At 40.2% G+C, this 25,084-nt stretch carries 22 protein-coding genes, 3 tRNA genes and 3 rRNA genes; 3 read left to right on the forward strand and 25 right to left on the reverse strand.

The window, feature by feature from the left end:
- Positions 1–4: 4 nt before the first annotated feature.
- Complete coding sequence (locus tag QA539_RS09205) at positions 5–1,696, forward strand: M3 family oligoendopeptidase (protein WP_419895125.1); 1,692 nt, start codon at positions 5–7, stop codon at positions 1,694–1,696.
- A 64-nt stretch (positions 1,697–1,760) separates the two neighbouring features.
- On the opposite strand, the gene QA539_RS09210 is transcribed toward QA539_RS09205, so the two are convergent.
- A complete protein-coding gene (locus QA539_RS09210) occupies positions 1,761–2,684 on the reverse strand; it encodes an LPXTG cell wall anchor domain-containing protein (protein ID WP_419895126.1) in 924 nt (307 codons plus the stop codon).
- 219 nt (positions 2,685–2,903) lie between these two features.
- On the opposite strand from QA539_RS09210, the gene QA539_RS09215 reads away from it, so the two are divergent.
- Positions 2,904–3,752 carry a VOC family protein gene (locus QA539_RS09215; RefSeq protein ID WP_419895127.1) on the forward strand — a complete coding sequence of 283 codons (849 nt, stop codon included), beginning with the start codon at positions 2,904–2,906 and terminating at the stop codon, positions 3,750–3,752.
- A 154-nt stretch (positions 3,753–3,906) separates the two neighbouring features.
- Here QA539_RS09215 and QA539_RS09220 read toward each other — a convergent pair whose 3' ends face one another.
- The 5 genes from QA539_RS09220 to QA539_RS09240 form a co-directional block, all read right to left on the reverse strand.
- Positions 3,907–4,764 (reverse strand): MurR/RpiR family transcriptional regulator, encoded by an 858-nt coding sequence (locus tag QA539_RS09220; RefSeq protein ID WP_101140835.1) that lies wholly within the window; start codon positions 4,762–4,764, stop codon positions 3,907–3,909.
- Positions 4,765–4,899: 135 nt separating this feature from the next.
- Positions 4,900–5,601 carry a GH32 C-terminal domain-containing protein gene (locus tag QA539_RS09225; RefSeq protein ID WP_157821018.1) on the reverse strand — a complete coding sequence of 234 codons (702 nt, stop codon included), beginning with the start codon at positions 5,599–5,601 and terminating at the stop codon, positions 4,900–4,902.
- Positions 5,602–5,669: 68 nt separating this feature from the next.
- The gene (gene tatC / locus QA539_RS09230) at positions 5,670–6,425 is read right to left on the reverse strand and encodes a twin-arginine translocase subunit TatC (protein ID WP_015912219.1); all 756 of its coding nucleotides are present in this window, start codon (positions 6,423–6,425) and stop codon (positions 5,670–5,672) included.
- Positions 6,426–6,485: 60 nt separating this feature from the next.
- The gene (locus tag QA539_RS09235; RefSeq protein ID WP_099482721.1) at positions 6,486–6,674 is read right to left on the reverse strand and encodes a twin-arginine translocase TatA/TatE family subunit; all 189 of its coding nucleotides are present in this window, start codon (positions 6,672–6,674) and stop codon (positions 6,486–6,488) included.
- A gap of 12 nt (positions 6,675–6,686) precedes the next feature.
- Positions 6,687–7,319: a redox-sensing transcriptional repressor Rex gene (locus tag QA539_RS09240; protein WP_041636186.1), complete on the reverse strand. Its 633-nt coding sequence runs from the start codon at positions 7,317–7,319 to the stop codon at positions 6,687–6,689.
- 151 nt (positions 7,320–7,470) lie between these two features.
- Here QA539_RS09240 and QA539_RS09245 point away from each other — a divergent pair, with 151 nt between their 5' ends.
- Positions 7,471–9,390 carry an ABC-F family ATP-binding cassette domain-containing protein gene (locus QA539_RS09245; protein ID WP_219493131.1) on the forward strand — a complete coding sequence of 640 codons (1,920 nt, stop codon included), beginning with the start codon at positions 7,471–7,473 and terminating at the stop codon, positions 9,388–9,390.
- A 394-nt stretch (positions 9,391–9,784) separates the two neighbouring features.
- Here the strand turns inward: QA539_RS09245 and tsaD are convergent, their stop codons facing one another.
- The 19 genes from tsaD to alr form a co-directional block, all read right to left on the reverse strand.
- Complete coding sequence (gene tsaD / locus QA539_RS09250) at positions 9,785–10,792, reverse strand: tRNA (adenosine(37)-N6)-threonylcarbamoyltransferase complex transferase subunit TsaD (protein WP_419895128.1); 1,008 nt, start codon at positions 10,790–10,792, stop codon at positions 9,785–9,787.
- Positions 10,789–11,211, reverse strand: a complete 423-nt coding sequence (gene rimI / locus QA539_RS09255) for a ribosomal protein S18-alanine N-acetyltransferase (RefSeq protein ID WP_219494858.1) — start codon at positions 11,209–11,211, stop codon at positions 10,789–10,791. The genes tsaD and rimI overlap by 4 nt, the downstream gene beginning before the upstream one ends.
- An 11-nt stretch (positions 11,212–11,222) precedes the next feature.
- Positions 11,223–11,885 (reverse strand): tRNA (adenosine(37)-N6)-threonylcarbamoyltransferase complex dimerization subunit type 1 TsaB, encoded by a 663-nt coding sequence (gene tsaB, locus QA539_RS09260; protein ID WP_419895604.1) that lies wholly within the window; start codon positions 11,883–11,885, stop codon positions 11,223–11,225.
- Positions 11,866–12,327, reverse strand: a complete 462-nt coding sequence (tsaE, locus tag QA539_RS09265) for a tRNA (adenosine(37)-N6)-threonylcarbamoyltransferase complex ATPase subunit type 1 TsaE (RefSeq protein WP_219493134.1) — start codon at positions 12,325–12,327, stop codon at positions 11,866–11,868. The genes tsaB and tsaE overlap by 20 nt, the downstream gene beginning before the upstream one ends.
- A gap of 131 nt (positions 12,328–12,458) precedes the next feature.
- Positions 12,459–12,573 (reverse strand): 5S ribosomal RNA (gene rrf / locus QA539_RS09270).
- A 98-nt stretch (positions 12,574–12,671) separates the two neighbouring features.
- Positions 12,672–15,596, reverse strand: a 23S ribosomal RNA gene (locus QA539_RS09275).
- A gap of 218 nt (positions 15,597–15,814) precedes the next feature.
- A 16S ribosomal RNA gene (locus tag QA539_RS09280) occupies positions 15,815–17,369 on the reverse strand.
- The 16S, 23S and 5S rRNA genes sit together here with 3 tRNA genes alongside, the layout of an rRNA operon.
- 136 nt (positions 17,370–17,505) lie before the next feature.
- Positions 17,506–17,579, reverse strand: a tRNA-Gly gene (locus QA539_RS09285).
- A 23-nt stretch (positions 17,580–17,602) separates the two neighbouring features.
- A tRNA-Leu gene (locus QA539_RS09290) sits at positions 17,603–17,685 on the reverse strand.
- 136 nt (positions 17,686–17,821) lie between these two features.
- Positions 17,822–17,893, reverse strand: a tRNA-Glu gene (locus QA539_RS09295).
- A gap of 162 nt (positions 17,894–18,055) precedes the next feature.
- Positions 18,056–18,496 (reverse strand): SprT family protein, encoded by a 441-nt coding sequence (locus QA539_RS09300; RefSeq protein WP_283722619.1) that lies wholly within the window; start codon positions 18,494–18,496, stop codon positions 18,056–18,058.
- Positions 18,486–20,621 (reverse strand): Tex family protein, encoded by a 2,136-nt coding sequence (locus QA539_RS09305; protein WP_419895129.1) that lies wholly within the window; start codon positions 20,619–20,621, stop codon positions 18,486–18,488. The genes QA539_RS09300 and QA539_RS09305 overlap by 11 nt, the downstream gene beginning before the upstream one ends.
- 76 nt (positions 20,622–20,697) lie before the next feature.
- Positions 20,698–21,465, reverse strand: coding sequence for an RNA polymerase sigma factor SigB (gene sigB, locus QA539_RS09310; RefSeq protein ID WP_219493140.1), 768 nt, complete (start codon positions 21,463–21,465; stop codon positions 20,698–20,700).
- Between the two features lie 4 nt (positions 21,466–21,469).
- Positions 21,470–21,913 carry an anti-sigma B factor RsbW gene (gene rsbW / locus QA539_RS09315; protein WP_101141625.1) on the reverse strand — a complete coding sequence of 148 codons (444 nt, stop codon included), beginning with the start codon at positions 21,911–21,913 and terminating at the stop codon, positions 21,470–21,472.
- Positions 21,914–21,917: 4 nt separating this feature from the next.
- Entirely contained in the window at positions 21,918–22,241 is a 324-nt protein-coding gene (locus tag QA539_RS09320) for an anti-sigma factor antagonist (RefSeq protein WP_101141627.1), read from the reverse strand.
- Positions 22,242–22,321: 80 nt separating this feature from the next.
- Complete coding sequence (locus QA539_RS09325) at positions 22,322–23,320, reverse strand: PP2C family protein-serine/threonine phosphatase (protein WP_165983013.1); 999 nt, start codon at positions 23,318–23,320, stop codon at positions 22,322–22,324.
- A 57-nt stretch (positions 23,321–23,377) separates the two neighbouring features.
- On the reverse strand, positions 23,378–23,728 hold the full coding sequence (locus QA539_RS09330; RefSeq protein WP_101141631.1) for a type II toxin-antitoxin system PemK/MazF family toxin: 351 nt from the start codon (positions 23,726–23,728) through the stop codon (positions 23,378–23,380).
- Positions 23,729–23,869: an antitoxin MazE gene (locus tag QA539_RS09335; protein ID WP_099482357.1), complete on the reverse strand. Its 141-nt coding sequence runs from the start codon at positions 23,867–23,869 to the stop codon at positions 23,729–23,731.
- A 60-nt stretch (positions 23,870–23,929) separates the two neighbouring features.
- Positions 23,930–25,072: an alanine racemase gene (gene alr, locus QA539_RS09340; protein ID WP_219493143.1), complete on the reverse strand. Its 1,143-nt coding sequence runs from the start codon at positions 25,070–25,072 to the stop codon at positions 23,930–23,932.
- Between the last annotated feature and the right edge of the window lie 12 nt (positions 25,073–25,084).

Consider the following 25,084-nt stretch of genomic DNA (forward strand, 5'->3'; position numbering starts at 1 on the left):
CTATATGACAACATTCCAAAACTATAAATATGAGCGACCTGACTTGCATGCAGTTGACCAATCTATCGATCAGTTACTTGAACAGTTTGAAGCAGCATCATCTGCTGAAGCACAAATAAAGCTGATTGATGAGATTAACGTAGTAAGAAAGCATCTTGATACTGCAATGAATCTTGCTTACGTGCGTGCTTCAATTAATACAAATGATGCATTTTATTCTGAAGAGCGAGATTATCTGGATGCACATGGTGGAGAAGTCATTCAGATTGAATCCAAGTTCTATAATGCACTTGCAAATAGTAAATTTAAAGATGAATTGCGTGAAACCTATGGTGACCAGCTGTTTGATCTTGCTGAGCTGTTCGTGAAACAGTACGATGATTCAATCAAGGATCTCTTGAACAAAGAAAATAAAATCTCATCTGAATATAGTAAGCTCGTTGCTTCAGCAGAAATTGAATTTAAAGGTGAAACATACACGTTCGCTCAGATGGGACAATTTCTCGATTCTGCAGACAGATCCGTACGTAAGGAAGCGAAACTTGCAATGGAAGAATATCGTGCTGCGCAGTTAGAGCAGTACGATGCAATCTATGATCGACTCGTTAAAGTACGTCATGAAATCGCAACGAAACTGGGCTTTAAGAACTTTATCGAACTTGGTTATGTGCGTATGAACCGAGTGGATTACACACCTGACATGGTAAAGAGATATCGTGATCAGATTCATAAGCATGTTGTCCCAGTTGCACAAAGTTTGTATCAGTCTCAAATGAAGCGTAATGGATGGGATAGCTTAAAGCCATACGATGAGAACATTGTGTTCTTATCAGGGAACGAGAAACCAAAAGATGATGGGAAAACAATCTTAGAGAACGGTCGTAAAATGTATAAAGAGCTCAGTGCAGAAACAGATGAATTCTACCAGTTCATGATGGACCGCGAACTGTTTGATGCAGAAGCGAAGAAAGGGAAAGAGGCTGGAGGTTACTGTACGTTTATCCAAGACTATAAATCGCCGTTTATCTTCTCTAACTTTAATGGAACAGATCATGATATTACCGTACTTACACATGAAGCTGGGCATGCATTTCAAGTGTACCGTTCACAGGACTTAATTCCGGACTATTTATGGCCGACGCACGAATCATGTGAAATTCATTCAATGAGTATGGAGTTCTTCACATATAAATGGATGGATCTCTTCTTTAACAACCCAGATAAGTTCAAATATAAACATATCGGGGATGCCATCAAGTTCTTACCCTATGGTGTGGCCGTTGATGAATTTCAGCATATCGTCTATGAGCATCCTGAATTAACGCCGCAAGAACGTCGTGCTGAATGGACGAAGCTTGAACAGAAGTATCTGCCGCATAAAGATCATGACGGAATCGCGTCTTTAGAAAGCGGTGCATTCTGGCATCGTCAAGGTCATATCTTTGGTTCGCCGTTCTATTATATTGACTACACACTTGCACAAGTTTGTGCCTTCCAGTTCTTCAAACGTTCAACAGAGGATTTTGAAGAGGCATGGAAAGATTATCTGCACATCTGTGATATTGGTGGGTCATTACCATTCAATAAAATTGTTGAAGCGGCAAACTTACGCTCTCCATTCCAAGATGGTGCATTAGAAGATACGATGACTTTCCTTGAAGATTATCTTGATGAAATCGATACGAGCAATTTTTAGTTCACTATAAAGATATCCCCATCGATATATTGTATCGATGGGGATATTATTTCATTGTGATACGTTATAATCTTCTTAATAAGATTAATCCTGATAACAACAAACTCACAGATGCTAATACATACATGAAGACATTTTCACCTGTATCGGGCAGCTCAGAATGTTTTTTTTCTTTTTGTTTTTGCTTTGAAGTCGTCTTTGAATCCTTGTCTTGATGGTTTTTTTTAGATTTACCAATTTCACGTGTCACGAGGTCACACACTTGTTTATCAAGCACTGCATAATACGCTTCGCCATCTGTTGGTTTAAACTTTCCCGGCTTAATGCCAAGCAAATCATCATCTTCTTCAAGAGAAGGATGTTCCGGCTCACTATCACTAGGTTCTACTGGACTTACCGGAGTATCAGGCAACTCAGGAATATCAACTGTGCCTGCTGACGGTTCATTTAAAGGTGACTTCTCTCTCACCGATTGATTATCACTATCTTGTGGAGGCGTTATTACTGAATCTGTAAACTCTTCACCTATAGGTGATTCTATCGGTTCTTGGATTGCTGGATCCTCTGTTGTTGGATGTTCTGTTGTTGGATGTTCTGTAACGGGATATTCTGCTGTTGGGCGTTCAGTCGGTTGATCGACTTCAACTGAAGGTAATTCTGTCGTTAATGTCTGTTCTTTGGATGGTAATACTGTGGTCATTGTTTCTGTTGTTGGTGCTTCTGTTGTTGGTGCCTCTGTTGTTGGCATTTCTGTTGTCTCATCATCCTTGATAATTTCAGTAGACAAGATTTCAATTACCGGGCTTTCTGAACTTTTGTCTTCAGTCGATTTCAATGAAGATTCGGTATTTATAGATTCTACTTGCTCACTTGATGGCTGTTCTACTGTCACTGAGTTATCTGCTGCTTCAGTCAGCGCTGCATGGTACGACGTTAAACCGAACGTACATACCAATGCCGCAACAGCTTTCACCTTAAATTTGTGCATTTTTAATTCCTCCAATTTCCACTTAGATTAATTATAATGGAGAATGTACACTTTTTCTATGATGAGGATGCATTGTTACACACATTTAACATTTCATATATAAATGAAACATATCAAAATCTAATGCCAGAAATGAATGTTTTGCAATTCTAACAAATTTTAGTATAATTAATATATCAAATATAAAATATATATAATACATTGTAAAGAGGGATAATAATGGAGAAACAATTCTTTTCGAAAGACACACATATTGGTGCTGTACATCTTAACGTTAACTTTATGGATAACAGCGTAAAGTTTTATCATGAAATATTAGGTATGGATATTATCGAGCATACCCCTTCATTTTCAGCACTTGGGGTTAATGATAGCGTTCTGATCTACTTATATCAGACGAATCATACGCGTGTTCAAACTGCAGGGCTGTTTCACTTTGCACTATTAGTTCCTTCTCGTGCTGCGCTCGGCAATATTTTCTACCACCTCATTAAGACTGAATATCCGTTAGCAGGTGCGAGCAATCATGATGTTTCAGAAGCCATCTATTTGCAGGACCCGGAAGGTAATGGGATAGAGATTTACAGAGATGTGCCAAGCAATGAATGGCAGTTTGACCCAAATGGTGATATCGTCATGGGTACATCTGAGATGGATTATGCAGCTGTTATTGAAGCGAATCATAACCGTCCATTCGATGGTATGCCGAAGGACACAATCATCGGACATATGCATCTATCAGTCATTGATTTAAATCAGTCCATTGCATTCTATAATGAATTGTTTGGATTAGATGTAATGACTCGCTATGGTAGTCAGGCGGCATTTATGGCAACAGCCGGGTATCATCATCATCTCGGATTAAATACATGGCAACATCAGACCGAGCGCGCGCGTCTTGACTATCCAGGATTAAGGAAATTTGATCTGAATATCCCCAACAAAGAAGACCTCCAGCACTTTTTAGAAACATTATCAGAAAAAGGATTAACTCAGTCAAAAGACGAGAATTCAAATATTATATATGACCCTAGCGGCATTGGAATTAGAATAATGACAAAAAATTAGAAGTGTAAACTATGGGATTATTTAAGAAAAATATAGCAAGCTTTTTAGGCACTATGAGAAGAATGAGGACCGTTTCATCATAAAAAATAAAAGCATCTATAAAAAGCTGCAGGTATAGCACCGATAATTCGGTACATACATGCAGCTTTTTATATTATAAGTTCTCTTGTTCGTGCGTAATTTTACGTGTTTCATTTAAATTCTGCATATTAGATAATACTGTATCCTTTAAATACGCACAAACTCTTAAATAAAGTACGTCCACAATTGTAAGTTGTGCTGTACGTACTGTCATATATCCTAAATTGATTTCATTTTCTTCTTTCGCCATCGCAAGTACAATATCCGCCATACGAATAGCAGGAGATGAGAACTTTTGTGTTAATAATATAATCTTAATCCCTTTCTCTTTTGCATATTTACAAATATCTGTAATAACCTTATTCTTACTTGTTTCAGATGTAATGAATAATACATCTCCTGCTTCATAGTGTCCTAATAATGTAATCGCAGATAAAAGATCTGTTGCCAGAATTGCAGACTGATCAATATTCATCAGCTTTACATGCAAATCTGTCGCAACAACTCTTGAGTTCCCGACGCCAAAGATCATAACGCGTTTTGCACTTGTAATTGCCTGGGCCGCTTCATCAATCACTTTAGCAGAAATGACCTTCTCTGTATTATAAAGTGCTTGAATTGTATTGTTGAAGACTTTCTCTTTCATTACTTCTTCATCGTCTGTTAATTCAATCTTCGTCGGTACCTTTTTATCTGCAATTGTGTGAAGTTCACGTGCGAGCTCCACCTTAACCACTTTAATCCCAGATAATCCAAGACGCTTACTGAAGCGTACAATGGCTGCTTCACTTGTATTTGAAAGATGTGCAATTTCTTTGATTGGTAAGTTGACCACCTTTTCAGGGTACTCAATGACAACGTCGGCAATCCTTTTTTCAACTGGTGTAAAGCTATCGTACATCTTTGTAATTTGACCTAATACTGAATACATAATTTCAGCTCCTTACATCTTATTCAATTAATGTTATGCCCTATTTAATTTCAATTCGCTAGCTTCACTTCAGTATAAATATACTATTTGCTGAAAACAATTAAAACAAAAATTTTCTAAAATTTGTGGATGTTTTTATGCATCCTTTAAATCATACTTCCATAGCTTCAAATAAACATCCCCATGAACCGCCGATGTTCTAATGCCATCTGCTGATTCTGATGTATTAATACGCGTGGACATTACTGCTTCTCCATCATTGATAAATATCTCTATCGTCTGTTTATGAACAATGCAGTGTAACTTTGTCAATGGTTCGTGCAACGTAATAAACTTTGTATAGGGTTCATCAATCAAACCACTATCCGAACGATCCACAGTAAATATTCTTTTCTCTGTGTCATAGATCAATACCGTGCGCTCTTTTCTTGAAACACGTAATTCAAGTATATATTCTAAGGCATTATTCTCTATAATCTCAGCGACAAGTTCATAATTATTGCCTTCATAAGGATGCAGGCGAACATTCTTCCTTGTGGCGTAACCTTCTGCTGTTTCAAGTTTGCCTTGCCTACTAGAAGAAAGCAGTGGCCGTTGTCTTAGCTGTCCGTCCTCGATTGACACAATCCTTGGTGTAGCAAGTACATCACCAATTCTGCCGATTAATAGGCAACGGTCTTGTTCATCCAGCATAAAGGTGACGGGCTGATAATCGAATCCATGGTCAGCAATATTATAATTCAATTGTGATGGATACACATCTAACTTGCTGCCGACTTGCGCTTCAAGTTCCTCTAATTCCTGCTCTGTTAATGGCACTATCTGGGATTCCTTCATCATAATTCTCCTTGAAATATATTACTTATATTCTATCAGAAAATATAAAAAAAGAAGTAGCTTTGTCACTACTTCTCAAGTTCTTCTTCAATCAGTTTCTGTTCACCTTTTAAATATTGTCTATAGCCGATCTTGCTTATTTGGATACTCACTTCATACAGCAGTAACATCGGCACAGCGAACATTAAATACGTCATAAAGTCAGCAGGTGCAATTAATGCGGCAAAGACAAATAAAATAAAATAAGCATACTTACGGTTCTTACTTAAGAACATCGGTGTGACGATACCAAGTCGTGTTAAGAACAGTAAAAGAATCGGTAACTGAAAGACAAACCCGAAAGGCAGCGTAAAGCGCAGCATTTCGTTAAAGTACTCTCTTACACCAATCATCTGGTTGACACCAATCTCGCTTGCGAGCCCTAACGTAAAGAAGATGAGGTAAGGAAATACTAAATAATAACTGAACAATAGCCCAGCAAGAAATAATATAATACTGATCGGAATATATGCTAACGTAGCGCTTCTTTCTTTGGGATGCAGTCCGGGTGAGATAAACGCCCATATTTGATACAGAATAACAGGCGAGATTAAGATGAGTGCAATTAACATAATCACTGTAATATAAATTGTCAGCGGATCACTTACTTTAAAGTAATGTAAAGTAATTTCTTTTGGCACATCATCCTTCGTCAAGTACTTTGTGACCGGCTTTCCGAAGTAGAATCCGACGATAACTCCTGCTACTAAGAAGTAACAGACTGTCATAATTCGTTTACGCAGTTCTTCTAAATGCTCAACTACTGTTAAATCATCTTTATTCATGTAAGGAATTGACCTCCTCATACAAAAAGCGGCACTACATCGCCGCTTTAAAATTTCAATTTATTTGATATCTTTGTTATCTTTATCTTCGTGATCCTTCATGATGCCATCTGTTGCATCTTTGAATTCTTTAAGAGATGTTCCCATGGCACGACCAAACTCTGGTAATTTCTTAGGGCCAAAGATAATTAAAGCGATAATTCCTAGAAATATAACAACTGGTCCTGATAATGCTAAACCTAAAAACATATATTTATCCCCCTAATGATTTTTCATAAAGAAAATTAATGATTGTAATTCTACGCCGAGATCAATGTGATGTACATGTACTCCGCTCGGTACATTTAAACGTTCTGGTGTAAAGTTTAATATACCTTTTATTTGTGCTTTTGTCACTCTATTTGCGACGTCTTGAGCAACACTACCTGGAACCGTTAAGATAACGACTTGAATCCCTGTAGCTTCTACAACCTTCTCAAACTCTTTCATATCCTGAACTTCAATCTTGCCAATCTTACGACCGATCGCTTCATCATTCACATCGAATGCTGCTGTTATCTTCATTCTATCATTAATCGAGAAGTTGTAGTTCACTAGTGCTGTTCCTAAATTACCGACACCGATAATCGCGACCTTCGTAATCATATCTTGCTGTAACGTCGTCTTAAAGAAATTTAGCAGGAATTTAACGTTATATCCGTATCCTTTCTTGCCAAGTTCTCCAAAATAAGAAAAATCTCTGCGTATTGTTGCAGAATCAATCTGTAATCCTTCACTTAATTCCTTACTGCTCACTCGTTCAACATTTGAATTATATAACGTATTAACAAAACGATAATATAAAGGAAGTCGTTTCAAAGTGGCTTTAGGAATCTTGATTTGGTCCTTCGACATCCTATTCACCCGTTTCTATTTTTTGTGATAACTTTCACATCGATATAATTATAACATCTATACTAATAAATGACTATGTGAAATTATGAATTAACGATAAATGATTCCCACTGATATCACACTACTGTACAATAAAAGAGAGGTGAACAAAGTGATACTATTACAAGCTAGTAATTTAACAAAATCCTATTCAGGTGAAAATATATTCTCAAATGTAAAATTTGAAGTTAAATCCAATGACCGTATAGCCATTGTCGGCAGAAATGGTGCCGGAAAGACGACATTAATGAAGATTCTTGCTGGAACTGAAGACTACGATTCAGGTCATCTGTCTATTGCTAAACATGTAAATGTTGGTTACTTAACACAGCAGATGACTTTAAATGCTGAAGGTACAGTCTATGAGGCTATGAAGAAACCCTTCTTACATTTAGAGCGCATGCAGCAGGAGTTAAATAACATCGCCACTTACTTAAGTGAACAGAGTGAAGATGCACAGAGTGATGCATATCAAGAGAAATTAGCAGAATACGAAAGACTGCAGCAAAAGTTCGAATCACAAGATGGTTATTTATATGAAACGAAGATCAAATCTGTCTTAACAGGATTAAGCTTCACAGAAGAAGACTTCCATAAGAAAATAGATAACTTCTCTGGCGGACAGAAGACACGTCTCGCACTTGCTGAGATGCTACTTCATAATCCCGACTTACTATTACTTGATGAACCGACGAACCATCTTGATATGGATACAACTGCATGGCTGGAAAATTACTTAACGACGTACAACGGTGCCATCGTCATTATTTCACATGACCGTTATTTCTTAGACAAGGTTGCGAATACAGTATATGATGTCGCGCTCGGACAAGTAACGAAATATGCCGGTAACTATTCAAAATTTATTGAACTGCGTGATCAATTCTATGATAAGATGCAGGCCGAATATGAGCGTCAGCAGGCTGAAATCAAACGACTAGAAACATTCGTACAGAAGAATATTACACGTGCATCGACGAGTGGCATGGCAAAGTCCCGCCGCAAAGTATTAGAGAAGATGACAAAGATCGATATGCCAAAACAAGACGACCACTCAATGAACCTGCGCTTTACTATAGATAAAGAAACAGGAAATGACGTACTGCGTTGTACTGATCTTGCAATCGGCTATTCAACGCCTCTTGCAACCAATATCAACTTTGATGTCTCTAAACAAGACGCAATCGCATTTATCGGCCCGAATGGCATCGGCAAGACAACGCTCATCAAAACAATTGCTAAATTATTAAAGCCTCTTTCCGGAGAGGTTCATTACGGTGCAAACTTGTCGATTGGTTATTACGATCAGAAACAAGCTGAATTCTCATCGAACAATACCGTGTTGGAAGAATTATGGCAGTACTATCCTGCAATGCCTGAGAAAGAAATCAGAACTGTGCTTGGACGTTTCTTATTCGTACAAGATGATGTCAAGAAAATCATCAATGACTTATCCGGTGGCGAAAAAGCTCGACTCCAGCTCGCAAAGCTTAGCCTTGAAAATCATAACGTGCTCATACTCGATGAGCCGACGAACCATTTAGACATCGATGCGAAAGAAGTACTGGAAGATGCACTCATCCATTACCCAGGAACATTGCTCTTTGTCAGTCACGACCGTTATTTTATCAACAAACTCGCAACGAAAGTATTCCATATGGATAAAGAGGGCGGGCGTATGTTCCTAGGCGACTATTCTTACTTCATTGAAAAAGAAGAAGAACGTATGGCCATACTTGCACATCAAGCAGAAGAACAAACGAAATCCGTAAATAAAGAGAACGACTATAACGCATTCAAAGCGAACCAAAAAGAGATCAGAAAGCTAGAGCGACAAAAAGAAAAGCTGGAAACGCAAATCGAAACAAACGAAGAGCGTATCAATGAAATTGAACTCGAACTTACAAAGCCAGAAGTATTCAGTGATATCGAAAAAGCAAACACATTCAATGAAGAACTTATTAAACTCAATAGTGAAAATGAAAAATTACTTGAAAAATGGTCAGACATCGAAATGGCATTAGAAGGATAATTTTTCATTAATACACGCTATTTTCTGAAAACAGATATTCACACAGTTATACACAATAAAAATGTTATATTATAAGTAATCCACAAAGTTATTAGACTTATCCACAGATTTGCAGCAAAAACATATCGCTTTTAATGTGTAAAAAGTACTATTGACATATAGTTATGCACATTTTGTTAACAACTTGTGTACAAGTACGTATGTTCGTGTTTTTTAATCAATATATATTCTATCGGTTAATTTATAATAAATCAGGCATAGCGTGCATGTATGGGAAGCATTATTCTTTCTAAATTATTAGATTTCTATGCTATGATTTTACAATAAAAAGGAAGTCATCCATTACGATGACTTCCTTTTTATTGTGACAGCTACTTTACTATCAACTTTGTAACTATAGATCGATATTTGAACGTCCATTTAAGTCCATCGTTCCAAGCTTGCCTGCAATATATTGATAATAAGCTGCTGCTCCAATCATTGCCGCGTTATCTGTGCATAGATTTAACGGTGGTATTAATAGTTTAACATCATTGCTATCACACATCGTTTCCATACGTGCACGGATGCCACGGTTTGCCGCCACACCTCCACATATAAGTAACTGTTTAATATCATAATCTTTTAGCGCTTTAAACGTCTGTGTAGTTAATACATCAATAACACTTGCTTGAAAACTTGCAGCAACATCTTCTTTGTTGTAGCTGATCCCTTTTTGATTTAAATTGTGCAGTTTATTAATGACTGCACTTTTAAGTCCACTGAAGCTAAAATCATAATCATCCATAATCGGACGTGGAAATTCTAGTACATCTTCTCCACTTGCAGCAAGTCTATCGACATGAGGCCCGCCTGGATAAGGTAAGTCTATCGTTCTTGCTACTTTATCATATGCTTCGCCAACTGCATCATCTCGAGTTTCGCCAATCACTTCAAAAGCCATATGATCCTTCATGAGCACAAGTTCTGTATGTCCTCCGGAAATGACAAGTGCAAGCATCGGGAATGTCAATCGTTCTTCAATATGATTCGCATAGACGTGTCCTGCAATATGATGTACTGGTATCAGAGGTTTACTGTGTGCGAGTGCCAATGCCTTCGCCGCATTTATACCGACAAGCAATGCACCAATTAACCCTGGTCCTTCAGTCACAGCTACAGCCTCAATGTCATCCCAAGTCATATGCGCTTCAACAAGTGCTTCTTCAATAACCATCGTAATATTCTCAACGTGATGTCTACTCGCTACTTCAGGTACGACACCACCAAATCGCTTATGTGATTCAATTTGAGAATTGACGACGTTACTTAATACTTCATAGCCATTACGTACAACACTTGCTGCAGTCTCATCACAGCTTGTTTCTATTGCCAAAATCGTTATATCTTTCTCACTATTCATCGTAATTTCACCCACATCACTTTCGCATCCTCACCAGGACCATAATAGTCGCGTCTAATGCCTCCATAGGTAAAGCCAAGACTTTCATACAGTCCTCGTGCTGCATTATTCTCTACTCTTACTTCTAAACTCATCATTTCACATGTTATTCGTGCATAGTTCATTACATACTCTAGTAATAGCTTTCCATAACCAAATCCTCTAAACTGTTCATTCACTGCAACAGTCGTAATTTGCGCCTGATCTACCACAATCCACATGCCTAGATAGCCAATCACTACTCCATCCAGAACAAGTACAAAGTAGTGCGCAAATTCATTTTTCTCCAGTTCATGATAGAAAGCATCCAATGTCCACGATCCACTCGGAAAGGCCTTTTGCTCAATATCATATACTGACGGGACATCTCCCGGTTCCATCTTTCTAATAACTAATCCTGTTTGTTCAGCCAATTACGTTCTGCCTCCGATATCCTTAAATATGTCGGTTCAAATGTGTGAACGTTCACTGGATGATCTATATCAATTAAACGACGCATTTCAGCACTTCTAGGAATACAATAAAATACAGGACCCTTTAACGTATCTTCGAGTTTCACAGCATCCATCCCTAAGAATATATAAGGTAAGTGCTGGGCCTTTAATTTAGCATTTAATTCATCTATAGAAATATAACAATCCTCTTCAACACGTTCTAATCTAACACCTTTATAACGATACATTCCTGTATACACATGATTTCTACGCGCATCAAATATAGGAATTAACAGGAATTCATGCATCCTTACAGTTGCCGCTAACGCAGCTAAGCTAGATACTGAATATAAAGGGACATTCAAAGTATACGCCAACGTCTTAGCAGCTGTCACACCGATACGGAGACCAGTATAAGATCCTGGTCCTGAAGCAACGACGATGCCTTCAATATCTTTCATCGTTAACTGTGTATACTTCAATAAACGCTCGATCTGACTCATTAATGTAATAGAATGATTAATACGCATACCACTGTTAAATTCAGCAAGTACACTATCACCATCAATAATACTCACGGATAAAGGCTGATTACTCGTATCAATATGCAGTAACTTCATCAATAATCTGCTCCTTTAAGCGATTTCCTCTAGAACCCATCGCCTGAATCTCTATTTCACGTTTTGAATCTTCAATATACTTAAGATTAAGCTCAATATAATCTTCTGGAAGGAATTCTTCAATCATCTCAGGCCATTCAACAATTGTGACACCATCTCCGTAGAAATATTCATCAAATCCAAGATCATCTTCCGCACCTTCAAGACGATAGCAGTCCATATGGTGAAACGGAAGCTTACCTTCGTACGATTTTATAATATTAAATGTAGGAGAAGTAATCTTCTGTTCTATACCAAGTGCTTTCCCAAAAAATTGGCTGAAAGTCGTCTTACCAGCCCCTAGATCACCATGGAGCAACAACACGTCCCCACGCGTAACAAGCGTCGCAATTGTTTGTGCGAGACGCTCTGTATCTTCAATTGAATTTATCGTTATTTTCATGTAACACACTCACTTCAATTTATTTTAAATATCTATTATTGTAACACATTTAATTTACTTAAATTAAGACATAAAAAAAAAGAGACCTAACAGGTCCCCAATGTGCGGCTCATCGCATCCATTTATATATTGCCCGGCAACGTCCTACTCTCGCGGATCGTAAGACCAACTACCATCGGCGCTAGAGAGCTTAACTTCTGTGTTCGGTATGGGAACAGGTGTGACCTCTCTGCCATCGTCACCAGACAAATGAAAGAATAAATAGTTTATACTTTCAAAACTAGATAAAGTAAGTAAGATATATTAGATTCTACCCGGCAATCCCGAATAAAAAATCTATAAAATTGATTAAGTCTTCGATCGATTAGTATTCGTCAGCTCCATACATTACTGTACTTCCACCTCGAACCTATTAACCTCATCATCTTTGAGGGATCTTATAACCGAAGTTGGGAAATCTCATCTTGAGGGGGGCTTCATGCTTAGATGCTTTCAGCACTTATCCCGTCCATACATAGCTACCCAGCTATGCCGCTGGCGCGACAACTGGTACACCAGAGGTATGTCCATCCCGGTCCTCTCGTACTAAGGACAGCTCCTCTCAAATTTCCTACGCCCACGACGGATAGGGACCGAACTGTCTCACGACGTTCTGAACCCGACTCGCGTACCGCTTTAATGGGCGAACAGCCCAACCCTTGGGACCGACTACAGCCCCGGGATGCGATGAGCCGACATCGAGGTGCCAAACCTCCCCGTCGATGTGAACTCTTGGGGGAGATAAGCCTGTTATCCCCGGGGTAGCTTTTATCCGTTGAGCGATGGCCCTTCCATGCGGAACCACCGGATCACTAAGTCCGTCTTTCGACCCTGCTCGACTTGTAGGTCTCGCAGTCAAGCTCCCTTGTGCCTTTACACTCTGCGAATGATTTCCAACCATTCTGAGGGAACCTTTGAGCGCCTCCGTTACTCTTTAGGAGGCGACCGCCCCAGTCAAACTGCCCGCCTGACACTGTCTCCCGCCACGATAAGTGGCGCGGGTTAGAAAGTCAACACAGCCAGGGTAGTATCCCACCAGCGCCTCCACGTAAGCTGACGCTCACGCTTCAAAGGCTCCTACCTATCCTGTACAAGCTGTGCCGAATTTCAATATCAGGCTGCAGTAAAGCTCCACGGGGTCTTTCCGTCCTGTCGCGGGTAACCTGCATCTTCACAGGTACTATGATTTCACCGAGTCTCTCGTTGAGACAGTGCCCAAATCGTTACGCCTTTCGTGCGGGTCGGAACTTACCCGACAAGGAATTTCGCTACCTTAGGACCGTTATAGTTACGGCCGCCGTTTACTGGGGCTTCAATTCGTAGCTTCGCATACGCTAACCACTCCTTTTAACCTTCCAGCACCGGGCAGGCGTCAGCCCCTATACTTCACCTTACGGTTTTGCAGAGACCTGTGTTTTTGATAAACAGTCGCTTGGGCCTATTCACTGCGGCTCTTCAAGGCTTGCACCCTAAAAAGCACCCCTTCTCCCGAAGTTACGGGGTCATTTTGCCGAGTTCCTTAACGAGAGTTCGCTCGCTCACCTTAGAATTCTCATCTTGACTACCTGTGTCGGTTTGCGGTACGGGCACCTAATTTCTAACTAGAGGCTTTTCTTGGCAGTGTGAAATCAACGACTTCGCTACTATAATTTCGCTCCCCATCACACCTTGATCTTGGTGAGTACCGGATTTGCCCGATACTCAATCTCAGTGCTTGGACGTACATAACCAACAGTACGCTTCGCCTATCCTACTGCGTCCCCCCATCGTTCAAACAATCTTAGGTGGTACAGGAATATCTACCTGTTGTCCATCGCCTACGCCATTCGGCCTCGGCTTAGGTCCCGACTAACCCAGAGCGGACGAGCCTTCCTCTGGAAACCTTAGTCAATCGGTGGACGGGATTCTCACCCGTCTTTCGCTACTCACACCGGCATTCTCACTTCTAAGCGCTCCACATGTCCTTACGATCATGCTTCGACGCCCTTAGAACGCTCTCCTACCATTGTCCTACGGACAATCCACAGCTTCGGTAATATGTTTAGCCCCGGTACATTTTCGGCGCAGCGTCACTCGACTAGTGAGCTATTACGCACTCTTTAAATGATGGCTGCTTCTAAGCCAACATCCTAGTTGTCTGGGCAACGCCACATCCTTTTCCACTTAACATATATTTTGGGACCTTAGCTGGTGGTCTGGGCTGTTTCCCTCTCGACTACGGACCTTATCACCCGCAGTCTGACTCCCGCATTAAATTATCTGGCATTCGGAGTTTGTCTGAATTCGGTAACCCGAGGGGGCCCCTAGTCCAAACAGTGCTCTACCTCCAGTAATCATCATGCGAGGCTAGCCCTAAAGCTATTTCGGAGAGAACCAGACTATCTCCAGGTTCGATTGGAATTTCTCCGCTACCCACACCTCATCCGCTCACTTTTCAACGTAAGTCGGTTCGGTCCTCCATTCAGTGTTACCTGAACTTCAACCTGGACATGGGTAGATCACCTGGTTTCGGGTCTACGACCTGATACTCATTCGCCCTATTCAGACTCGCTTTCGCTACGGCTCCACATATACTGCTTAACCTTGCATCAAATCGTAACTCGCCGGTTCATTCTACAAAAGGCACGCCATCACCCATTAACGGGCTCTGACTACTTGTAAGCACACGGTTTCAGGTTCTATTTCACTCCCCTTCCGGGGTGCTTTTCACCTTTCCCTCACGGTACTGGTTCACTATCGGTCACTAGAGAGTATTTAGCCTTGGGAGATGGTCCTCCCGGATTCCGACGGAATTCCACGTGTTCCGCCGTACTCAGGATCCACTCAGGAGAGAATAACTTTTCGACTACAGGGCCTTTACCTTCTATGGCTGACTTTTCCAAAGTCATTCGTCTAAACTATTCCTTTGTAACTCCGTATTGAGTGTCCTACAACCCCAGAGTGCAAGCACTCTGGTTTGGGCTCTTCCCGTTTCGCTCGCCGCTACTAAGGGAATCGAATTTTCTTTCTCTTCCTCCGGGTACTTAGATGTTTCAGTTCTCCGGGTGTGCCTTCTCATATGCTATGTATTCACATATGGATAACATGACATAACTCATGCTGGGTTTCCCCATTCGGAAATCTCTGGATCAAAGCTTACTTACAGCTCCCCAGAGCATATCGTCGTTAGTAACGTCCTTCTTCGGCTTCTAGTGCCAAGGCATCCACCGTGCGCCCTTAATAACTTAATCTGTTATTAATATTGTGATGTCTGCATAAATGCAGACGCGCGATTTTTTCAAGAATTCAAATATGAACTCACTCGGTTTTGCTTGGTAAAATCTTTATATCTTCTTACTTTATCTAGTTTTCAAAGTACAATCTGAATGTATAAACATTCAAAACTGAATACAATATGTCAATGTCAATTCCTACAGACCTGATGGTCTGTTTCCGTAATTATCCTTAGAAAGGAGGTGATCCAGCCGCACCTTCCGATACGGCTACCTTGTTACGACTTCACCCCAATCATCTGTCCCACCTTCGACGGCTAGCTCCTAAAAGGTTACTCCACCGGCTTCGGGTGTTACAAACTCTCGTGGTGTGACGGGCGGTGTGTACAAGACCCGGGAACGTATTCACCGTAGCATGCTGATCTACGATTACTAGCGATTCCAGACTTCATGTAGTCGAGTTGCAGACTACAATCCGAACTGAGAATGGTTTTATGGGATTTGCTTGACCTCGCGGTTTTGCTGCCCTTTGTACCATCCATTGTAGCACGTGTGTAGCCCAAATCATAAGGGGCATGATGATTTGACGTCATCCCCACCTTCCTCCGGTTTGTCACCGGCAGTCTCTCTAGAGTGCCCAACTTAATGATGGCAACTAAAGATAAGGGTTGCGCTCGTTGCGGGACTTAACCCAACATCTCACGACACGAGCTGACGACAACCATGCACCACCTGTCACTTTGTCCCCCGAAGGGGAAAGCTCTATCTCTAGAGTTGTCAAAGGATGTCAAGATTTGGTAAGGTTCTTCGCGTTGCTTCGAATTAAACCACATGCTCCACCGCTTGTGCGGGTCCCCGTCAATTCCTTTGAGTTTCAGTCTTGCGACCGTACTCCCCAGGCGGAGTGCTTAATGCGTTAGCTGCAGCACTGAGGGGCGGAAACCCCCCAACACTTAGCACTCATCGTTTACGGCGTGGACTACCAGGGTATCTAATCCTGTTTGATCCCCACGCTTTCGCACCTCAGCGTCAGTTACAGACCAGAGAGCCGCCTTCGCCACTGGTGTTCCTCCATATCTCTGCGCATTTCACCGCTACACATGGAATTCCACTCTCCTCTTCTGCACTCAAGTCTCCCAGTTTCCAATGACCCTCCCCGGTTGAGCCGGGGGCTTTCACATCAGACTTAAGAGACCGCCTACGCGCGCTTTACGCCCAATAATTCCGGATAACGCTTGCCACCTACGTATTACCGCGGCTGCTGGCACGTAGTTAGCCGTGGCTTTCTGGTAAGGTACCGTCAAGGTACGTTCAGTTACTAACGTACTTATTCTTCCCTTACAACAGAGTTTTACGATCCGAAAACCTTCTTCACTCACGCGGCGTTGCTCCGTCAGACTTTCGTCCATTGCGGAAGATTCCCTACTGCTGCCTCCCGTAGGAGTCTGGGCCGTGTCTCAGTCCCAGTGTGGCCGATCACCCTCTCAGGTCGGCTATGTATCGTTGCCTTGGTGAGCCGTTACCTCACCAACTAGCTAATACACCGCGGGTCCATCTATAAGTGACAGCAGAACCGTCTTTCACTATCGCTTCATGCGAAGCTAGATATTATCCGGTATTAGCTCCGGTTTCCCGAAGTTATCCCAGTCTTATAGGTAGGTTACCCACGTGTTACTCACCCGTCCGCCGCTAACGTCAGAGAGTGCAAGCACTCTCGTCTGTTCGCTCGACTTGCATGTATTAGGCACGCCGCCAGCGTTCATCCTGAGCCAGGATCAAACTCTCCATAATAGATTGCTTGACAAAGCTCTTTGATTGCTTGAGGCAATCACTCTTGGGAGTGAACTTAATCACTCAAATTATTGGAATTAACGTTGACATATTGTCATTCAGTTTTCAATGTTCATTTCTCATTCGTAAAAGTAAATGGAGCGGGTGATCGGAATCGAACCGACAACATCAGCTTGGAAGGCTGAGGTTTTACCACTAAACTACACCCGCATATATAATTGGTTAAAAGTAAGTGCGACCGAGAGGATTTGAACCTCCACAGGAATACTCCTACTAGGCCCTCAACCTAGCGCGTCTGCCGTTCCGCCACGATCGCGCGTTGGCATGTTTCACTTGCTTATCTCTTTTAACGACAAGATTTATTATATCTCGTATTCATTAATAAGTCAACAACTTTTTAAAAGTTTTTTTAACTTTATTAATTTGTTATTAAGAGTGTTAATTATTAAAAGTGACCCCTACGGGATTCGAACCCGTGTTACCGCCGTGAAAGGGCGGTGTCTTAACCGCTTGACCAAGGGGCCTTGTTTCAACAACGATATTAATCTTATAACGTTTTATTAATAAAGTCAACACTATTTTATAATAAAATGCCAAAGTGTAAATTTTACCTCTCCCAAGATAGAAAAAGGTCTAATTTCGAGTAATATCTACTCAAAATTAGACCTTTCTTGCTTTATAATCTTTCAATTTAATATTTCTTTCAACTGCCCACCACACTTGCAGCGATATTTATGAATCGACCTCCGCCTCTTTCTGGGGAATTCATTATTGCATCTTTTACACCTATAAAGGTATTTAAAATGTGCATCCGGCAAAGGATTACAAAAACGAGGTGCTCCCACTTGTTGCGCTAGCTGTTTAAAGTCTCTATCACGATGCTTGTAACCCTTTCCTTCTATATGAAGATGATAATGTACAAGTTCATGTTTAATAATGTCAATGATTGCTTCCTCACCATACGCTTCAAACTGCTTCATACTAATTTCTATATTATGATTTTGAAGCATATAGCGCCCGCCTGTCGTACGTAGTCTGTTATTAAATACTGCTTGATGCAGAAATGGTTTATTAAAGTATTCAAGAGAAATACCCTGTACAAGTGATTGCAGCGCTTTATTTTCCATCAGGATTTATCATTGTAAGTGCAACCTTACCTTTATCATGCATAATATCTTCTATCCATACTTCAACAATATCACCAACAGATACTACATCTGTCGGATGCTTTACGAAACGGTCAGAGAGCTTAGAAATATGTACAAGGCCGTCCTGCTTCACACCGATGTCAACGAACGCTCCAAAGTCAACAACGTTACGGACTGTACCTGATAATTTCATTCCTTTTCTTAAATCTTCTATAGAAAGCACATCAGATTTAAGTAGTGGTGTCTCAAAGTCTTCACGTGGATCTCTTCCTGGCGCCATCAACGCAGTAATGATATCTTCCAGCGTCGGCGCACCGATACCAAGCTCATCCGCTGTACTGTGTACATCTATTTTAATAATACTTCCTTTTAATTTATCGCTTCCTAGATCATCTGCAGTCAAAGATAATTTCTTTAACAATGCGTAAGTCGCTTTATAACTCTCAGGGTGAATACCTGTGTTATCAAGCGGCTCTTCTCCATCAGGTATACGCATAAAGCCGATACTTTGTTCAAACGTCTTCTTGCCGAGTCTTTTAATCTTCGCAATTTCTTTATGATGTTTTATTGGTCCATTCTCGATTCTATAGTTGATGATGTTTTCTGCTACGCTTTTAGATAAACCTGATACATACTGTAATAATGGTGCCGATGCTGTATTCACATTAACTCCGACTTTATTTACCGCAGTTTCTACTACGAATGTCAGTGCTTCATTTAACGATTTCTGATTGACATCATGCTGATATTGACCCACCCCAATTGACTTCGGATCAATCTTTACAAGTTCTGACAACGGATCTTGTACACGACGACCAATGGATACAGCACTTCGCTCTTCTACCTGGAAGTCCGGAAATTCAGCTCGTGCCAGATCACTTGCCGAATATACAGATGCACCTGCTTCGTTTACAATGATATACTTCGTCTCTAAATTATTTTCTTTTATAATCTCAGCGATAAATTGCTCTGACTCTCTGCTTGCCGTGCCGTTACCGATTGCAATCAGCTCAACATTATGCTTTTTTATTAAATTCAATACGATTTTCTTCGCTTTGTCTTTCTCACTAACCGGAGGGTGCGGATATACTACGCTCTTCTCAACAAATGTACCGAATGGATTAATGACCGCCAACTTACACCCCGTACGATATGCTGGATCTAACCCAAGAATCATCTTACCTTTTAATGGTGCCTGCAATAATAAATTCTCTAAATTTACCGAAAAGATTTCAATCGCTTGTGATTCAGCTTTCTCCGTTAACTCATTTCGAACTTCTCGATAAATAGAAGGTAGGATTAATCGCTTTAAACTTTCTTCAATTGCACGGGCTATGTATATACTTTCTCGCTCCATCATCTGTTTTCTTAAGTAGCGAACAATCGCCGTTTCATCAACCGAGATATCTACTTTAAGTACATCCTCTTTTTCACCGCGATTTATGGCAAGTATTCTATGCGGCACAATTTTATTGATACGTTCACTATATTCGTAATACATTTCGAATACGCCTTTTTCATCCTCTGCCTTTTTCTTCTTTGAAGTTGTAATTTCACCGTTTTTTTCAACATAACCTAAAATAAATGCACGGTATTTCGGTTCATCAGAAATCATCTCTGCAATAATATCAATCGCACCATTCATCGCTTCTTCAACAGTAGTGACTTCTTCTGTAATAAAATCTTTAGCTTTTTTATCAACCTCTTCATAATTAAGCATTAATTTCGCTAAAGGTTCTAATCCTTTACGCTTCGCTTCTGTGGCACGTGTCTTTTTCTTCTGTTTAAACGGGCGGTATAGATCTTCCACACGCTGCAGTTTCGTCTGTTCCATTATCTCTTTCTTTAATTCATCTGTAAGCATCCCTTGCTCTTCAATCGAACGCACAACATCTTCTTTTCGCTTCTGCAAGTTTTCCATATAGCGGTATTCTGTTTCAATGTCTTTTATTTCCACTTCATCTAGTCCACCTGTTACTTCTTTACGATATCTCGCAATAAACGGTACAGTATTTTTCTCTTCCAGTAACTTCAATACAGAAGTAATCTGCTCTTTCTTATAAGGTAGTTTTTCTAGAATTAAATTAATAACATGCTGTTCCATAATAGCCTCCTCGAAATAATATATTAATTTTAACATAAAAAATAAGCTGGAACAGTGCGTTCCAGCTTGTTATATATTAGCTGTTTTGTACCGCATCACGTAGTTTCTTAATCGCAGTACGTTGTAGACGTGAGACATGCATCTGACTTAAGCCTATCTTCTCACCCGTTTCTTTTTGGCTTAGGCCATCAAGAAATGTGCATTGAATGATTTCTCTTTCTCTATCTGACAGAATCGGTAATACTTTCTCAAGAATCATACGTTTCTCGGTCAAGTCATAACCTTCTTCAGTATTGCCCATTACATCAAGCAATGTAACTGTTGAGCCATCCTTATCCGCTTCAATCGAATGATCCACACTTAACGCATTATAACTCTGACCCATCTCCATCGCTTCAAGCACTTCTTCTTCGGTTGCTTCTATGCGCTGCGCGATTTCGATAATCTTAGGCGACCGACCAAGTTCATTCGTTAATTCATCTGTAGCACGTTTAATCTTCGGTCCAATCTCTTTAATGCGACGTGGCACATGGACACTCCATGTCTTATCTCGTAAATAGCGTTTAATCTCTCCGATTACTGTAGGTACTAAAAAAGCTTCAAACTTTCTTTCAAAGGTAACATCAAACCTATTTATTGCACCAAGCAATCCTACCATACCTACTTGAACAAGGTCTTCATGATGACTTTGTCCTTTGGAGTACCGATATGCTAACGACTCAACTAGTTTTTGATAGTGCAGCACGAGCTCTTGCTGTGCAAATTCATCCTGGGTATCTTGATATAACTTAATCCATGCATTGATCTCTTCTGGTGTTACATCATTATAATTCTCACTACCCATCAGGCTACACCTGCTCCTCCGTTATATACTTCGTCATACTAATTGTGACACCACTGTCTTTCTTTACGTTTACCTCGTCCATTAATGACTCGATTAAAAACAAGCCGAGGCCACCTTCGCGTATAAAGTCAATATTCTCATTTTCTTCATATGGTCCAAGTTCTGATTTCGTACGTTCATAATCAAAGCTTGTACCTGAATCAGATACAATAACCTCTACTTTATCATCAAAGATAACATAACCAACGAGCACATCTCCTTGAACATCATCTTTATAAGCATGTTTAACAGCATTTGTTACCGCTTCACTTACTGCAATCTTTGTATCTTCTATCTCGTCATAGTTTGCACCCGCACGGTTTAATATCCCTGATAATGTCAGACGGACAAGCCCTACGTATTCTGCAGTTGCAGGAAATCTCATTTCAACATAATCATATCTTTCCATAAAATTACCCCTCCACCGGTTGATTTACATGCATTAAATCTTTTAAACCAGTGATGTCAAATAATCTTTCTATACGTTTGTTCACACCTAATACATATAACTCTTTATTATTTTTATTAAGTTCTTTCAACGTTCCAACAAATAAACCTAGTCCTGTACTATCCATATAAGTTACTTCATCAATACGTAGATGAATATCATGTGTCCCTTGCTGTCTGATTGGAATTAAAACTTCTTGCAATTCTGGTACAGTCGCAACATCCAGTTCACCCGCTACATTAATTTCATAATAAGCGTCGTGCTCTGTTGTATCTATCTTTAAATTCATAGCTTTTCTCCCTACTTTATGAGATATTATTTTTTGTATATTCTCTGTTAGAAATACCCAAAACTAAAAATTATAAACCGTTATTTTATTCTTTTTATGATTAATATCGTTAAATCATCTTTTTTCTTAGGATCTCCAATCTTCAGAAGCTCCTCATATACAATTTGCACGATATCTTGTGGATGCAAGTCCTTATACTTACCAATTAGACTTAATAATTCACTCGTATTAATAAACCCTCCATCTAACTTACGTATTTCAGAAACACCATCCGTGAATACAATGACCATATCTCCAATTTCGATATCGATTTCTTCTTGGTCATAGCGTGTAGAAGGATGTATGCCAAGTACAAGACCTCGTGCAGACAACTCTTCAAAACTATCAGTCTTACTTCGATATATATGACCCGGCTCATGACCTGCAGATGCATAATAAAATTTATTATTCACTTCTTCGTACAATCCATAAAACATCGTCACAAACATGTTCTGGTTTATATTCTTCTCGACTACGCGATTCAGTCGCTTTAAGCCATCACTTGGCAACTGGGAATGACCATACGAATCCATTCCAAATTTAATCATACTCATGGCAAGTGCAGCAGGAATCCCTTTACCGATAACATCAGCTACTGCGAAACTCATCGTCCCATCTTTATGGTCGATTAAATTAAAATAGTCCCCGTTAACTCGGTGAGCCGGGACACTGATTGCACCAATTTCAATCTTATTCAGATGCGGTATCTGGGTCTTCAACATTGTTGATTGAAGACTTGCCGCTACATCCATCTCTTTGTCGTGTGCTTCCATCACTTTAACGAGCGCCTTATAATCTCGATACGTAAATCCGAACCCTATAATCATTTCTGTAAGAACATCCATACCATATTGTTGTTCGATTGCACTATATGATTTCTCATTAATTAAATCTTTATGAAGCATCACAATTTCTTCTGGAGAGATATCGAGTTCGATTGCCTCAAAGCTCAATGCTTGTAATGGTTCTAGATCTTTTTCATCACGTGTCGTAATATATGTCTCCAATATATCAATATATCTTGAAACTATCTTTTCAATTTGACGCATCCCATTCCCTCCCTTTCACAAAAAAAGACTTTAGGTATTTCCTAAAGTCTATTCACTATCGATTGATAAACCCAAACTAATTATAAGTGCAGTATCCACTTCTTTCATCTTCGCCTTATCAAGCACAGTTAAATGATCAATCAACCTATTCTTATCAATGGTTCTAATTTGTTCCAGCAGTATTACCGAATCCTTTTCTAAGCGATGCGTTGTCTTGCCAATTTCAACATGGGTGGGGATTTTCGCCTTATTAATCTTTGCAGTAATTGCTGCTACAATCACTGTAGGACTATGTTTATTCCCAATATTATTCTGAATAATAACGACGGGGCGTTTACCGCCTTGTTCAGATCCCTTCACTGGTGACAGATCAGCTAAATAAACATCTCCGCGTTTCATCTATTCACCATCAAAGGTATATGTCTGATAGTTATCAGTAACTTCACATTCTAATACATAATGTTCTGATGCTATCGATAAATTTATCTCTGCCATTGATTGATAACCTTCTATCAGCATTTGTTCTAGCTTCTGGCTCATATCTTTACCTCCATCGTCCGATTACTTACATTTTATCAAAAAGCGATTAAATGACAACAGTTATTTCATAAGTTCATTATATACTTCTACATCATCTGCGATATAGTATCGTTTCGGCAGCCTGCGACTTAAAGATGTAAGCACTTCATAAGTAATTGTCCCGAGTTGTTGTGCAACACGCTCTAATGACTGATTGCTATCAGCGTTATCATCAATTATGATACATTGTGCACCTAATGGTGTATCGTCTGGTACGCGTGCCATCATCTGATCCATACATACGCGACCGATAATCGGAACTTCAGTACCTTCTAAATTTATATTATAACCTTGCATCGCACGAGGCAGACCATCAGCATACCCAATCGGGAACGTTGCAACAACTTGGTTGCTTTGCGCAGTGTAAGTAGCGCCATAGCTTACCGTATCACCCGACTTGATATGTTTAATGAAACAAGCAGTAGAGACCAGCTGCACTGCTGGTTGTAGCTTCACGTTACTGACAGCTCTAATAAATTCGGACGGATAATAACCATAAAGACTAATACCTAATCTTACAGCATTACATTCTGAACAGTCATAGCGCAATGTTGCTGCGCTGTTCTGACAATGGATATATTGTGGCTTATTGTCATTAATAATGCCGAGGAACTTATCATACGCACATTCCGTAAGCGTATTATCCTCATCTGCAGAACTAAAATGTGTAAACACACCTTCGAAGATAAATTGCTCAACTGCAGCCACTTTATCGACAGCCGCATCATATGCCTGCTTTGTCTGCACACCAATTCTCCCCATTCCACTGTCCACTTTTATATGCAGCCAGACCGGCTTATCTTCCGCCTCTATATAACGACTTGCATCTTCAACCCACTTTGCATCTGGTGCAGTAAGAGCTAATCGATGTCTGGAAGCCTGCCTGATATGTTTGGGGTCTACTACGCCAAGCACTAAAATCTTTGCTTTAATACCATGCATTCGGAGTTCTATCGCTTCATCAAGTGTAGCAACTGCAAAAAACTCAGTTCCTGATGCCATCAAATACTTTGCAATATTAACTGAACCTAATCCATAACCATTCGCTTTAATTACCGCAATTACTGTCTTATTTGGATGCAGCTTTTCTATATCCTTAAAATTACTGCGGATTGCGTCTAGATTGACGTTTACAAATGTCGGACGATAATACCTATCACTCATATGCTCACCTCT

The sequence above is a fragment of the Macrococcus psychrotolerans genome, from assembly GCF_038095555.1.
Lineage (GTDB): Bacteria > Bacillota > Bacilli > Staphylococcales > Staphylococcaceae > Macrococcoides > Macrococcoides psychrotolerans.